Genomic DNA, 14,633 nt, shown 5'->3' on the forward strand with positions numbered 1-14,633 from the left:
TTTGCCTCAGCCCCCTACTCGCGATAGCCTATCCCTTATGTCCACCAGCACGCCCGTCTTTCCCCCCGCAGCAGAGATGGAGATTCTCTTCTCCAAACAACAGATCGCCGACCGCACCCGCGAGATAGGAGCCCAGATCTCCGCCGACTACAAAGGTCAGTCCATCGTCCTCATCGGCGTCCTCAAAGGCGCAGCCATCTTCCTCGCCGACCTCGCCCGCGCCATCCAGGTCGACAACACCTTCGACTTCGTCGCCGTCTCCAGCTACGGCCGCGCCCGTGTCTCCTCCGGCGCCGTCAAGCTCATCAAGGACATCGACAACCCCATCGAAGGCAAGCACGTCATCATCGTCGAAGACATTCTCGACACCGGCCTCACCCTCAGCTATCTCCGCGGCCTCATGCTGCAGCACAAACCCGCCTCACTCAAGATTGCATCCTGCCTCGACAAGCCCGAGCGCCGCCTCGTCCCCATCGAAGCCGACTACGTAGCCTTCAAGATTCCCAACAAGTTCGTCATCGGCTACGGCATGGACTACGCCGAACGCTACCGCGGCGTCGAAGACATCCGCATCTTCCCCTCCGAGGTGGCGGGCCACTGAACGGCGTGCGCCGCAACCCATCGCTGTCTCGTCTACTGGAAGGTGCAGTTGTCGAGAATCGGCGCCAGATTGGCCGTCCGGTTCTCATTGCGATCTTTCACCATGCCAGTGATGGTAATCGTCTGATCTTTTTTCAGGCTTCCAATCTTCGCCTTCTCGGACGGTTGGACCATGCAGTTGATCCCATCGAGAGGAAACTTGCGCGGGCCGGCAAGGTAGTAGACGACAAAGTAGTTGGGATCGATCCTGCCGACGTAGCCGCCGGACAGTTGCACGACCTTGCCGGTGTACTTCTGCCCAAAGGCAACGCTGTTAGCGCTTGCTTCGTCCGAAAACTTGTCCAGAGTCGTAGTCACCTCCGGCGCTAAAGGACCGCTCACATCTGCGGTGCTCGCACCCTGCGGTTTCTTTCCTGAGGCCACATAACACGATCCGTCGAACGCAGGGGTTCGATCGTGCGGCGAGCCTGCCAGTCTGCCGATCATCACTACCGGATCGTTGGGCTTGAACGTAGCAGCCGTCGACATCGTGTCGTCAGAGATGAGGCAGCTGACGACATCGGTGGAGTACTGGCTGGAACGCAGAGAGATAAGGTACTTACCCCGTGCATTGCCAACCTCTGCGATGTTGAAGAATTGGCCGCCGTAAAGCCCCACGGTCTTACCCGCGAGTTGGCGCCACCCAAGCGGGTTTGCCGCAGCGTCGAACAAAGCCTTCATGCCGATCGGCTGGACATCCTGCTGATTCGCCGAAGACTGTGCTCCAACAAATTCAGGTGAGCAGGTAAAGAAAAAAGACAGAAGTACGGTAGCGATCCACAGGGAGCGTTGGACGGAGGTAATTGGCACGATGAGACAGCCTCACTTTGCGGATAATATGCCTGATCCCGGAACCAACCCAGTCTAAACACAACCCTCCGTTCGGCAAGTTAAAAACTCTGCCGAAAGAGCTGTTTTAACAAGCTTCAATTCGCAGTGTAAACAAACCGGACGACCCGTTTTTACTCCAGCACTCGCGGTCAAGCTCGGCACAAGTGGTCCCTGTTGTGATGCGCTTTGCTAAATCGTGAGGTCGACTGGAACCATAGACGCGCGTCCCGGCTTGTAATTGCAGTCTATCGTGACGATTTCTCAGGATCGCTCGCCAGATTTGAGGGATCTGCTGTTACAGAGAGGTTTCAAGCACGAAATGAATTCCGTAGAATTCGCTTACCGGTAGAGTGGCGTTTCAGCTGACTGCCTCGCACCAGTCACCCCAACCGGTTCCACTTCAAACTCTCGCGCCAACAACTCATAACTCCGCAGCCGCTTCTTCTGTTCCCACACAATCGTATTCACGAGCAGCTCCCCGATCCCCAACTCCGCAGCCATCGCCTCCAGCCGCTCTCGCACCAGCGCAGGCGTTCCCACAAAGTACCGCGGCCACTCGCCCTCCTCTTGCGGCATATCGCCTAACAGGTACAACTCCCGCGCCGCTTCCTCGGGCGAAGCCACCGGCCGCCGATCCCCCTGGCGAATTCGCCGCTGCAGCAGACGCACGCTCGAAAACAGAAACTCCGCCTCCTCCTGCGTCTCTGCGCAGATCACACCCACCGCCACCGTAGCCTCCGCCGTCTTCCGGTAGATGCTCTCAGTAAAACCACGCCGATAAGTCTCAATCGCCGCTCGCGTATTCACCGGGCTGAAGAAGTGCGCAAACGAGTAAGGCAGGCCAAACTCCACCGCCGCTGCCGCGCTCCACAGGCTCGACCCCAGCATCCACACATCCGGCGCTCCCGGCATCTCCGGTGAGACCCGAATCCCCGCGAACGGATGCCCCTCCGGAAACCGGTGCCCTAGAAACGCCAGCAGCTCGCTCACCTGGTCAGGAAAATCATCCAGCATCTTCGTCTTCCGATCACGCTTCAAAGCCAATGCCTCAATCGGCCCACCGCCCGGCGCGCGCCCAATCCCCAGATCCACTCGCCCCGGATACAGCGCATGCAGCGTCCGAAAGCACTCCGCAACCTTCAGCGGCGTGTAGTGCGGCAGCATAATCCCACCCGATCCAATCCGGATCCGTTTGGTCTCTGCACCGATCCGGGCCAGCATCACCTCGGGCGCCGTACACGCCAGCGTATCCATCGCATGGTGTTCCGACATCCAGAACCGGCCATACCCCAACTCATCGACCAGCTTCGCCAGTTCAATCGAGTTTTGCAACGCCTGCCCCGGCATGCTCCCCGCAGGCACCGGCGACTGATCCAGCACCGAAAGTCGAAGCTTTTTTTCTACCTTGTCTAAAGTCACTTCTGTTTGATGTTGAACCGCTCAAATCGAATCAACCTCCAGGAACAATATTCGCCTTTTATTCGCTATAATAAAGCATCAAATAGTCCAGAGTTGCACCCTGCCACTATGAACGTTCAACAAAAACTCGAAATCCTCGCCGACGCTGCAAAGTATGACGCCTCGTGCGCGTCATCAGGAGCCAAGCGCAGTGGCAACGGCAAGGGTGTCGGCCACTCCGACGGCATGGGGATCTGCCACAGCTACACCCCTGACGGTCGCTGCGTCTCTCTGCTTAAGATTCTGCTCACTAACTTCTGCACCTACGACTGCGTCTTCTGCGTCAATCGGATCTCCTCCAATATCCAACGCGCGCGCTTCACTCCCGACGAGGTTGTCAAACTCACGCTCGACTTTTACAAACGCAACTACATCGAAGGTCTCTTTCTCTCCTCCGGCATCATTCAATCCCCTGACTACACCATGGAGCAGCTCATCCAGGTCGCCAAGAGCCTACGCACCGTTCATCACTTCGGCGGTTACATCCACCTCAAAGCAATCCCCGGAGCCAGCGAGCGCCTCATCGAGCAAGCCGGACTCTTCGCCGACCGTCTCAGCGCCAACATTGAGCTTCCCACCCAGCAGGACCTCGTCCAACTCGCCCCCGAAAAGAAAACCGCAGTCATCGAATCCACGATGAACAAGATCGCCCTGCACAAAGACGAGGCCGACGAGGATCGCCGCAAGCTCCCATCAACTCCAAAGTTCACCGCCGCAGGCCAGTCCACACAGATGGTCGTAGGAGCCACGCCAGCCACCGACCGCGAGATCCTCAAGACCGCCACCCATCTCTACGGCCAGTACAAACTGCGCCGCATCTACTACACCGGCTTTAGCCCCTACCCCGATGCAGATGCTCGCCTCCCGCTGAAGCCGGCGCCTCTGATCCGGGAGCATCGCCTCTATCAATCCGACTGGCTCATGCGCTTCTACGGCTTCACCGCAGCCGAACTCACCTCCGAAGAAGAACCCTCGCTCTCCCTCACCGAAGATCCAAAGACCACCTGGGCAAAATCCCATCCTGAGTTCTTCCCTGTCGATGTCAACGCTGCGCCGCGCGAAGTACTTCTCCGCGTCCCCGGCATCGGCTACCGCAACGTCGAGCGCATCCTCAGCATCCGTAAGTACCATCGCCTCCTCATCGACGACCTGAAGAAACTTCACGTTCGCCTGAAGAACGCCTTACCCTATCTCATCGCTATCGACCACATTCCTCATCAGCAACCCGCCGCAGATGAGGCGCAACCTTTCACACAGCTCGATCTATTCGCACCTCTCAGCGCACTCACCGGCTCTCTTTAAAACATGAAGCGAATTCTCCTTGAACCCGACTTCAACGCATGGCGTGAAGCAGCACGCGAAGCCCTGCACCTCGGCTATCTCCCCGAGGAACTCGAGCTGCAAGACTCGACTGTCCCCTCCACGCTGGACCTTACCCTCGAATTGGCCGACGGTCCCACCGGCCCTCCAATTACGGCGCCGCATACCTCCAAATCCTTTCTCGAATCCGCAGAGTGCGCCGCCGTCCATCGCGATCCCCTGCGCTGGAATCTCCTATATCGCATCCTCTATCGCCTGCAAGCCAATCGCAATCTCCTTAAAATCTCCGTCGACCCCGACGTCGCCGAACTCGAACGTCTCGAATCGCAGGTCCGCCGCGACCTTCATAAGATGCACGCCTTCGTCCGCTTTCGCATGGTGCTCGAACCGGACGATCTCAACGGCCGCCCCATCGTCGTCGACGAATCCCTCCCCACTGACCCCAATCCGCACCACCTTGTACTCGCCGTGCCTACGCCCTTTGGCCTCAACCACACCGCACTTCCCCACTGCGAACCTGATCCTCACGCCACCCCAACGCCCTCACAGCCCGACACCTGCGAACACTTCATCGCCTGGTACCAGCCCGACCACCGCATCCTTCCACTCGCAGCGCCTTTCTTCGTCGAACGCTTCGGCATCATGCGCTGGACTATCCTTACGCCCGACGCCTCCGTCTCGTGGGATCCTACCGGCAAACAACTCGCCTTCGCCCCGGGCCTGCCTCGCGAGTCTGCCCCCGCCGAAGACGAGCTCGAAGATCTCTGGCGCTCGTACTACGCCAGCATCTACAACCCCGCGCGCATCAACCCGGAGATGATGCGCAGCGAGATGCCCGTCCGCTACTGGAAGAATCTTCCCGAGATCTCGCTTCTACCCGACCTCCTCATCAAATCTCAAAGCCGAGTCTCCGACATGGTTACACGTCAACAGCAACAGCCCTCTGCGCAACCCTTCGTCCCGGAAGACCACTCGCTGCCCACCCTTCGCGCCGCACTCCCCGCATGTAAGGGCTGCGAACTGTACCAGCACGCCACCCAAGTGGTTCCCGGGGTCGGAGCAGCCCGTGCCAAACTCATCCTCGTCGGCGAACAACCCGGCGATCAGGAAGATCTCCAGGGTCAGCCCTTCGTCGGTCCTGCCGGCAACATACTTGACCGCGTCATGGCCGAACTCGACATCGACCGCAGCAAAGTCTACGTCACCAACGCTGTCAAACACTTCAAATTCATCCAGCGCGGCAAGTTCCGCCTTCACCAGAATCCTCGCATGTCGGAGATCAGCGCCTGCCGCCCCTGGCTCCTCGCCGAGATCGACTCTATCCAACCCAACGTCGTTCTATGTCTCGGCGCCTCTGCCTCCAAGTCCCTGCTGGGCGGCACCTTCGCCCTCATGCGCGACCACGGGAAGATCCTCAACACCCCCTATGCCAATCAAGTCATCGCCACCATCCACCCCAGCGCCGTCCTTCGCGCCCGCGACAAAGAGTCCGGCGAACAGCTCTTTCAAATCCTCCGCGACGACCTGGCCCTGGCCTGGCACACCGCGCAAAAGCCAGCCTTGACACCGGTATGATAGAAGTAACCCGGCGCGAACACCTCCCCTCGCCGAAGGAGACTTTTTTGAACACGCTGTCGATCACCGATCCTCTCCCCCACGGCCCAGAGCACTTTGACGCCGCAGCCTTCGCCGCCCACACTCTCTCCTCCCCGCAAAACCTCGCAGCCGTCCTCGACCACACCCTGCTCAAGCCCGACGCTACCCGCACCCAGGTCCTCCAGCTTTGCAACGAGGCCGCCGAGCATCGCTTCGCCTGCGCCATGATCAACCCCACCTGGGTCTCGCTCGCCGCAGCTGCCCTGAAGGGCACCGGGATCCCCGTCGGCGTCGTCATCGGCTTTCCCCTCGGCGCCACCCTCGCCATCTCTAAGCGCGAAGAGACCGCGCACATGCTCAAACACGGCGCGCACGACATCGACATGGTCCTCAACGTCGGCCTGCTCAAATCCGCCCAGTCCGCCGACTACGAGGCCATCCGTCAGGACATCCACGGCGTCGTTGAGATCGCCCACGCCGCCGGAGCCATCGTCAAAGTCATCCTCGAAACCTGCCTCCTCCCCTTCGAAGAGAAGCTCCGCGCCTCTGAGCTCGCCTTGGCCGCCGGAGCCGACTTCCTCAAGACCAGTACCGGCTTCTCCACCGGTGGCGCCACCGCCGACGACATCAGCCTCCTCCGCGGCGTAGCCGGCACCCGCGCAGGCGTCAAAGCCTCCGGCGGCATCCGCTCCCTTGCCGACGCCACCACCATGCTGCGCGCCGGAGCCTCACGCATTGGAGCCAGCGCCAGCGTCAAAATCGTCAACGAGCTAGCGGGGCATGCAGTCGAAGGCACTTCTGCGGCCCCTGGGTACTAGGATTTTCGCGCAATATCATTTGCGCGAGTTTTGGCTCGAACCGAAGATCATTTCTGACTCATTCCCGCAGTTCAGATCGCGGGAATGGCGGGACTGGTTCGCCATGTCGTCTCTGGCACTCCCCAAACCCGACCTCACCCGGTAATATCAACGCAACGCAGAATGCCTTCGCCCATCAAACCGAGCACGACCCCACCCACAGGCCCAGAAGTGCCCGCGCCAGAGCACCCCTACGAGGGGGACTACCGCCCCCAGTCCCAGCAACTCTTCCACCCCCACGCCGCCGACCCCAAAATTCGCGTCGAGCCCCTCCAGGTCGAGTTCCTCCACAACCTCGCCGACGCCCTTAACACCACCCTAGACCTCAACACCCTCATGCACCGCGTCGCCGACCTCGTCCGCGCCGTCATCGACTACAAGATCTTCGCCATCCTCCTCCTCAACGAGCGCGCCTCCGACCTCCGCATGCGCTTCCAGATCGGCCACACCACCGAGATCGAACGCATTCGAATAAAGCTCGGCCGCGGCGTCTCCGGTCAAGCCGCACTCCACCGCAAATCCCTCCTCGTCGAAGACGTCACCACGCAGGAGAACTACATCGACGCGAACCCTAACGTCCGCTCCGAGCTCGCCGTCCCGCTCGTAGTCAAGAACAAGGTCATCGGCGTCCTCGATCTGCAGTCCGAGACCATCGGCTACTTCACGATGGAGCACCAGCGACTCCTCGAGCTGGTCGCCTCTCGCATGGCCATTGCCATCGAGAACGCGCGCCTCTACACCCGCGTCTCCCGTCAGGCTCAAACCCTCGCCGTGCTCAACGACATCTCCCGCGAGATCACCAGCATTCTCGATCCCGACGATCTCCTAGAGCGCATCGGCCAGCTCCTCAAGCGCGTCATCGACTTCCACATGTTCACCATTCTCCTGTGGAATGACCGCACCCAGCTCTTCGAGCACCGTTTCTCCTCCCGCTTCGGCGAACGTGTCACCCGCGAGCGCACCATCGCCCTCGGCGAGGGCCTCATCGGCACTTCCGCCCAGCTCCGCGAGCCCATCCTCGCCCCCGACGTCCGCAAGGACTCTCGCTACGTCGAAGCCAACCCCGAGGTCCGCTCCGAACTTGCTATTCCCCTCGTCTACAAGGGCGAGGTCATCGGCGTCCTCGACCTCGAACACACCCGCGTCAACTATTACAACGATGACCACCAGCGCACCCTCTCCACCCTCGCCTCGCAGGTCGCCATCAGCATCGCCAATGCCCGTCTCTACCAGCGCATCCACGAGGAGGAGCAGCGCATGGAGCGCGACCTCGACATGGCCCGTCAGGTCCAGCTTCGCCTCATGCCCTCGCACCCACCCAAGCTTGAGCGCGCCGAGATCGCCTCCCGCTTCGTCGCCGCCCGCTCCATCGGAGGCGACGTCTTTGACTACCTCGACTACGGCTCCGGCCGCATCGCCATCGCCGTGGGAGACGTTAGCGGCAAAGCGGCTCCCGCCGCGCTCTACGCCGCACTGGTCAGTGGAATCCTCCGCTCCCTCGCCCCCCAACATCTCTCTCCTGCCACTATGCTCGCCGCGCTCAACGACCAGCTCCAGGAGCGCAAGCTCGACTCGCAGTACGTCACCATGCTCATGGCCGTCTGGGACGACAGCAACCAGACCCTGCAAATCGCCAACGCCGGCTCCGTCCAACCTCTCTTCGTCGCTGCCAACTCAGACACCGCCAAACCTCCCAGCGTCCGCACCATTCAGGCCGAAGGCTTCCCGCTCGGCCTCTTCCCCAATGCGGAGTACGAAGAGTTCACCCTCTCCACCCGTCCCGGCGACCTCATCGTCTTCTTCTCCGACGGCATCGTCGACGCCATCAACGCCACCGGCGATATGTTTGGCGACGAACGACTCACTCAGCTCCTCGAGTCCCAACACCAACCTACGGCCCAGTTCACGGTAGACGCCGTCCTGAAGGCGGTCACCGACTTCCAGGCCGGCACCGCTCACTTCGACGACGAGACCATCGTAGTGCTGCGTGCCACTGAGCAAAGCACCTGAGAAGTATCTTCACCCGACCAACGGGATGACCCATCGTGCTCAATCTCCCCGGACAGGTATACCCATCACGAAGTGACCGCCCGAACCGGGCCCCCGCAAACAGGTCTTCGTTTGCGGGGTGGCCGAGCGCAGTGGGCCCGTCCGGCAGGACAAGCAGCAACAAAAAAGAAAAGAGGCCCGCACAAGCAGACCTCTCCTCCTCGCGTCAATCACACTGTACTTCAGGCGAAACTACTATCGTCTCCGCCACCCGACCCATCATCCCCAAGGTCACCGCCATCATCGAACGAAGCATCATTACTCGAACTATCCGAGTCAAAGCTCGCATCATCGCCAGAGCCAGTGTCATCGGACCCATCAAGCGAGTCACGATCTTTTGAGGACGTATCCGAACCGCCACGCGATCCATAGTCCCGATCCTCTTGTTGCCCCAGCGACCTCTCATCTGCCGAGACATCGTGCCCTCCACGATCGTCGCCGTAGTAGTTATTGACGACCTCCTCGGTCGGACGCTGACCACCATCGAAGCCGCCCAATCCTTGGCCGCCGCCATACCCAGCCTCATGCCCAAACCCATGCATCAGCGACTCCACGCCCTGAAATGCCAGCGCTCCTGCCGCAACCCCAGCAGCCGTCTGCAGTGCCCCGCGCATGAACCCGCCTCCGCTCATCCCCTGCGGAGCGCCATACTGCGGCGGAGCACCATACTGTACCGGAGCCCCATACTGTGGAGGAGCGCCATAGCCACCACCCACGGGTGCATATGGAGGGTAAGCCGGTCCCCCTTGTTGCGGATAGCCTTGCTGTGGCGGCGGTGGAGGCGGCGCAGGCTCTTCATTGCGCCCAAGTAAGCTCCCCAAAAAACTCGTCGCATGCTTCGGCTCCGGATGCTGTTGCATCTGCTCGATCTGCGCCTTCGCCTGTGTCAGTTGTGTCTGTGCCTGATCCAGCGCATACTTCTGCACCAGCACCGTCTGCGCCAGAATGTACAGAGCATCCGGATTCCGTCCCAATCCCTGCTGCAGCATCTGTTCCGCGTCCGTATCTTTCTCTGCAAGCTGCGTCTTCTGAATGCGGTCGATCAGACCGCCAATCATATCCTGTTCCTGAGGAGTCATCTTCCATCCCTTTCCGTTATCCTGCACCAACTACTCACAGCGCCCGCACAAACTCTGTGGCGCACTCCCAATGGACGTACACCACGCCATAACGTCGCACCAACCATCCAGACGACAGCAAATCACATCCCGTCTCAACGCTTATAGGATGCTTCGCGTCTCTCCCAGGACAACCTACGCAGGCCAGCCTACTTTCGTTCACTTCTCGAACTTCGCGCTTCGTCATCCACACTGACTTGTCTTAGCCCTTCTTCAGGTTTACTTCAGATTCACCAGTTCCTAACACAGTCAGCATAGAGTCCTCTCGGTAACGCAGCACGATAAATCAACAACACGGAGACACTATGCAGCCACTCTTTCCAAAGTCAAAAAGTTCCTGGCAGCCGCTCCTCAAGGGAGCCGCAGCACTTTCCCTGGCCACCATCGCCGGTATCCCCGCCAGCGCGCAGGACCGCGACCACGACGACCATATACGCTTCTTCCCTGGGAATCTTGTCGTCTCTCGCAGCGTCTACGACAACAACCCCAACAACGTAAAGGTAGGCGCGCTCCTCCCGCCAAACTGCGCCAACACCACTACCCCCTGCGTCGCCGCGACCAACGACGGCACCTTCCCCTACGTCTTCAACAACGTCCTCGCCGATGGCAGCTTCGGCATCACCTCCAAGGTCTATCTCGACCAGATCACCCCCTTCGGCTTCCTCCTCGACAGCCTCGAGGTCCCCAACAGCACCCAGCGCAACGTCCGTTCCGAGAGCAATCAGCTTGTCACCAGCTTCAGCTCGAAGTCTGAAGAGGCCCTCAACCTCTCCACCGACGGCAAGCTGCTTACCTTCATCGACTACGTCGCTCCCGTCAACGCCATCGACGTCTCCAACTCCAACACCCCCGGCGTCATCGATCCCACCAACCCCGTCGGCGTCGCCTACTATCGTGCCGTCGCCACCGTCAGCCGCTCCGGCAAGTTCTCGTTCACCGAGACCAACGCCTACAGCGGCAACAACGGCCGCGCCGCCATCTTCAACAACACCAACGGCGCCGAATTCTTCTACACCTCCGGCAACGCAGGCAACGGCTCGAACCCCCAGCCCAACGGCGTCATCCTCGGCGCAGGCGCTCAGATCATCGATCCCGCCAACGCACCCGAGAGCTTCCAGAACCCCGGCACGCCCACCCCCGTCGCCAGCTTCTCCGTCACCCTGCTCGGCGATAAGGCCGACAAGATCGGCAAGGACGACAACTTCCGCGGCCTCACCGTCTTCAACAACGTCCTCTACTACACCAAAGGCAGCGGCGGCAACGGCGTCAATACCGTCTACTTCGTCGACACCACAGGCACCGCCTGCCCCAACGGCGTAGGCGTTCCCGCCGTCGGAGCAACCCTCCCCATCGCGCCTCTAGCCTACGATCCAACCAAGCTCCAAACCTCCGGCCTGCCCAGCAACATGTGCATCCTCGCTGGATTCCCCACCGCCCTGGCCAAAACCGCCAACCCCCTTGCCTTTCCCTTCGGCATCTGGTTCGCCAATGCTGACACCCTCTACGTAGCCGACGAAGGCGACGGCTACACCGGTGGATTGGATCTCTACACCCACGCCGCCGCCCAAACCACCGCAGGCATCCAGAAGTGGATCTTCAACGCCTCCACCAAGTCCTGGAACCGCGCCTACACCCTGCAGACCGGCCTCGAACTCGGCGTCCCCTACACGGTCAACCGATATCCCACCGGCAACAACTCCGCCACCAGCCTTCCCTGGTCGCCAGCCACCGACGGCGTCCGTAATCTCACCGGCAGGGTCAGCGACGACGGGAAAGTCACCCTCTACGCCATCACCTCCACCGTCAGCGGCAGCGGAGATCAGGGCGCCGATCCAAACCGCCTCGTAGCCGTCACCGACGATCTCTCCAACACCGACGCCATCAAAGCAGCTAAGGAGAAGTTCTTCACCGTCCGTAAGGCCGACTTCGCCGAGGTCCTCCGTGGCGTATCTTTCACCCCCGGCACACGACCGGATCACGATCGCTGGTAGTCGCACTTCACCCCAAACAACAGTCCACCCTTATATCCCATCACGGCGGAAGTCTATCTCCGCCGCGATGCGTTTTTAATCAGTCCAGCTGCACAAAACGCCTCTAGTACATCTTCTGTTTGGAGGTATGTAAAGCAAGCGGAAGCGATATTCCACCGGCGCTCCCAGTCCCTTGAGGCTTCTACCACCCTCATCTCTACTCTGGCTTTGATCTGCAGCTCTCGCAATCACGCGAAAGGATTGTAAGCTAGAACCCAATGTCTTCCTCTTCCAGCACGCAAACCATCCGCCCCGCGCGCAACTTCCAAGGCTCGCTCACACTTCCGGGCGATAAATCCATCTCCCACCGCTACGCCATGCTGGCCGGCCTCGCCGAAGGCACCACCCGCCTCTCCAACTTCTCTACCGGAGCCGATCCCCACTCCTCGCTCGCCTGTATGGAGGCTCTCGGCGCAACCATCGTCCACAAACAAGACAAGACCATCGAGATCACCGGTACCGCCGGGAAATTCCACCAACCCTCCGCCCCTCTTGACTGCGGCAACTCCGGCTCGACCATGCGGATGCTCGCCGGCCTCATCGCTCCTCATCCTCACACCTTCACTCTCATCGGCGACCACTCCCTCACCCTCCGTCCGATGGAGCGCATTCGCAAACCACTCGGACAGATGGGCGCAATGATCGACCTCACCACGAACCCTGGCGATAAAGAAGGTCACGCCCCCATCACCGTCCACGGCGGCCCGCTCCACGCCATCGACTTCGACACTCCCATCCCCAGTGCCCAGGTCAAAACCGCAGTCCTCTTCGCCGGCCTCCAGGCCAACGGCACCACCAGCCTCACCGAATCCATTCGCACCCGCGACCACTCCGAACACGCACTGCAAGCCTTCGGCGCGACCCTCAACCGCACCAGCTCTCGGGGAGGAGAGGTAACCAAGCTAAGCATCCCCGGCAGCCAAACCCTGAAAGCAATCGACGCCACCATCCCCGGCGATATCTCCTCCGCAGCCTTCTTCCTCTGCGCCGCGCTCCTCTTCCCCGACTCCAACCTTATCCTCGACAGCGTCGGCATGAACCCGACCCGAGCCTCGCTGCTCGACGTCATCACCGCCCTCGGCGGCAAGATCAAAGTCCTCAACGTCGAGGAGCATCACGGCGAACTCATCGGCACCATTCAGGTCAACGTCTCACCCAACGGCCTCCGCGGCATGCACATCGGCGGAGCCCTCGCCGCCCAGATCATCGACGAGCTCCCCGTCCTCGCCGCCATCGCCCCGTACACCCACGACGGCATCACCATCCGCGACGCCAAAGAGCTCCGCGTCAAAGAGTCCGATCGCATCGCCCTGGTCGCAAAAAACCTTCGCGCCATGGGAGCCGAACTCACCGAGCACGAAGACGGCCTGGTGATCCCCGGCAACCAGAGCCTTCACGGAGCGCAGATCGACTCCGGCACCGATCACCGCATCGCCATGGCCTTCTCCATCGCTGCCCTGCGTGCCACCGGAGACACTGAGATCCACGGAGCCGAAGCCGCAGCCATCAGCTTCCCAGAGTTCTTCGCCCATCTCGACAATCTCTGCCAACGCTGAGCCGACGACTACAACGCTGCAATTTGCTAAGCTGGCTTCAATCTCAACAGGTTCATGCAAACACCCCCCGGCGGCTCCCGCCCCATCCTCATCACCGAGATCGAACAGTTCGGCGGCTCCGAACGCAGCGTCCTCGCGCTCTCCCGCTGGCTGCATCAACGCAATCTGCCCAATCACGTCGTCACCTACTTCGATCGATGCAACCTCGCTCAATACGCCACCCACCGCTTGCAGGTCGTCGAACTCAACCCCACACCGGGAGCACGCAACAAGATCGCCTCCCTCCGCACTTACTTCAACCAGCAGCCCCCAAACTCACCCAAGCCGCTCGCTTCCGGCTATCAACCTTCCCTCCACGCAACCCTCGCCGGGCAGCGCGGATTCCACAGCCTCATGCACGACACGCCCTCTCTCTTCGGAGATCAGGACACCCGCCGCCTCCCCACCGATCTACGCATCGCCGTTTCAAATCGGATCATCGGCTACGGCCTGCGCTCCGGGGGCAACACCATCGTCACCAGCGAGTACCTCCGCAGCGAATGCCGCAACGACTTCAACATCGACGCAAAGATTGCCCGTATGGGCGGCCTCGTCACTAGCACCTCAGCTTCTCTCGCTCACCCGGTAGACGACCAACTGCGAATGTTCTCCGTCTGCCGCATCGAGCCCAACAAGCGCATCGACTGGATCATCCGCGCTCTCGCTGAACTGGAACGCGGCAACAAACCGCTGTCCTCGGTCATCGACTGGAGGCTCGACCTCGCAGGCAAAGGCTCTCTCATCCCCAGTCTTACCCAGATGGCACAAACCCTTGGCATTGGCGATCGTATCCACTTTCACGGCTTCGTCCCAGACGGCGATCTTGAGCGACTCTTTTCACAGACCCACCTGTTCCTCATGCCTGCCGTTCAAGGCTACGGAATCCCCGCCATCGAATCGCTGCACCGCGGCATCCCCGTTCTGCTCCATCGCGAATCAGGCGTCAGCGACATTCTGCTCGACACCCCCTGGGCAACGGCCTTCACTGGAGGTGAAGAAAACATGACCCCGGCGCTCCAGTCTGCAATAGAAGGCATCCTACAGGGTAAGCATCACGCCGTCCAACAGCCCCATCTCCCCACCGAAGACGAGTGGGCCGAACGCGTCGCAACACTTTGCAATTGGCTGTAACCGAAACCG

Annotated in this window: 11 protein-coding genes; 8 read left to right on the forward strand and 3 right to left on the reverse strand. The window is 60.7% G+C overall.

Going from position 1 to position 14,633, the window contains the following annotated elements:
* The first annotated feature begins 37 nt into the window (after positions 1 to 37).
* Positions 38 to 601: a hypoxanthine phosphoribosyltransferase gene (hpt, locus tag RBB75_RS18445; protein WP_179638094.1), complete on the forward strand. Its 564-nt coding sequence runs from the start codon at positions 38 to 40 to the stop codon at positions 599 to 601.
* A 32-nt stretch (positions 602 to 633) separates the two neighbouring features.
* Here the strand turns inward: hpt and RBB75_RS18450 are convergent, their stop codons facing one another.
* Both RBB75_RS18450 and RBB75_RS18455 read right to left on the reverse strand, forming a co-directional pair.
* On the reverse strand, positions 634 to 1,449 hold the full coding sequence (locus tag RBB75_RS18450; protein WP_353068923.1) for a hypothetical protein: 816 nt from the start codon (positions 1,447 to 1,449) through the stop codon (positions 634 to 636).
* 360 nt (positions 1,450 to 1,809) lie between these two features.
* Positions 1,810 to 2,889 (reverse strand): LLM class flavin-dependent oxidoreductase, encoded by a 1,080-nt coding sequence (locus RBB75_RS18455; protein ID WP_353068924.1) that lies wholly within the window; start codon positions 2,887 to 2,889, stop codon positions 1,810 to 1,812.
* 108 nt (positions 2,890 to 2,997) lie between these two features.
* Between RBB75_RS18455 and RBB75_RS18460 the strand changes: the two genes are divergently transcribed.
* The 4 genes from RBB75_RS18460 (at position 2,998) to RBB75_RS18475 (ending at position 8,711) form a co-directional block, all read left to right on the forward strand.
* On the forward strand, positions 2,998 to 4,230 hold the full coding sequence (locus RBB75_RS18460) for a putative DNA modification/repair radical SAM protein (protein ID WP_353068925.1): 1,233 nt from the start codon (positions 2,998 to 3,000) through the stop codon (positions 4,228 to 4,230).
* A gap of 3 nt (positions 4,231 to 4,233) precedes the next feature.
* Positions 4,234 to 5,823, forward strand: coding sequence for a UdgX family uracil-DNA binding protein (locus RBB75_RS18465; RefSeq protein WP_353068926.1), 1,590 nt, complete (start codon positions 4,234 to 4,236; stop codon positions 5,821 to 5,823).
* Complete coding sequence (gene deoC, locus RBB75_RS18470; RefSeq protein WP_353068928.1) at positions 5,820 to 6,662, forward strand: deoxyribose-phosphate aldolase; 843 nt, start codon at positions 5,820 to 5,822, stop codon at positions 6,660 to 6,662. The genes RBB75_RS18465 and deoC overlap by 4 nt, the downstream gene beginning before the upstream one ends.
* Positions 6,663 to 6,824: 162 nt before the next feature.
* A complete protein-coding gene (locus RBB75_RS18475) occupies positions 6,825 to 8,711 on the forward strand; it encodes a SpoIIE family protein phosphatase (protein WP_353068929.1) in 1,887 nt (628 codons plus the stop codon).
* Between the two features lie 221 nt (positions 8,712 to 8,932).
* On the opposite strand, the gene RBB75_RS18480 is transcribed toward RBB75_RS18475, so the two are convergent.
* Complete coding sequence (locus tag RBB75_RS18480; RefSeq protein WP_353068930.1) at positions 8,933 to 9,829, reverse strand: DUF2076 domain-containing protein; 897 nt, start codon at positions 9,827 to 9,829, stop codon at positions 8,933 to 8,935.
* Positions 9,830 to 10,173: 344 nt separating this feature from the next.
* Here RBB75_RS18480 and RBB75_RS18485 point away from each other — a divergent pair, with 344 nt between their 5' ends.
* The 3 genes from RBB75_RS18485 (at position 10,174) to RBB75_RS18495 (ending at position 14,624) form a co-directional block, all read left to right on the forward strand.
* The gene (locus RBB75_RS18485; RefSeq protein WP_353068931.1) at positions 10,174 to 11,859 is read left to right on the forward strand and encodes a hypothetical protein; all 1,686 of its coding nucleotides are present in this window, start codon (positions 10,174 to 10,176) and stop codon (positions 11,857 to 11,859) included.
* A gap of 257 nt (positions 11,860 to 12,116) precedes the next feature.
* Positions 12,117 to 13,454: a 3-phosphoshikimate 1-carboxyvinyltransferase gene (gene aroA, locus RBB75_RS18490; RefSeq protein WP_353068932.1), complete on the forward strand. Its 1,338-nt coding sequence runs from the start codon at positions 12,117 to 12,119 to the stop codon at positions 13,452 to 13,454.
* 54 nt (positions 13,455 to 13,508) lie between these two features.
* Complete coding sequence (locus RBB75_RS18495; RefSeq protein WP_353068933.1) at positions 13,509 to 14,624, forward strand: glycosyltransferase family 4 protein; 1,116 nt, start codon at positions 13,509 to 13,511, stop codon at positions 14,622 to 14,624.
* Positions 14,625 to 14,633 lie beyond the last annotated feature (9 nt).

It is taken from the genome of Tunturibacter empetritectus (assembly GCF_040358985.1).
GTDB lineage: Bacteria > Acidobacteriota > Terriglobia > Terriglobales > Acidobacteriaceae > Edaphobacter > Edaphobacter empetritectus.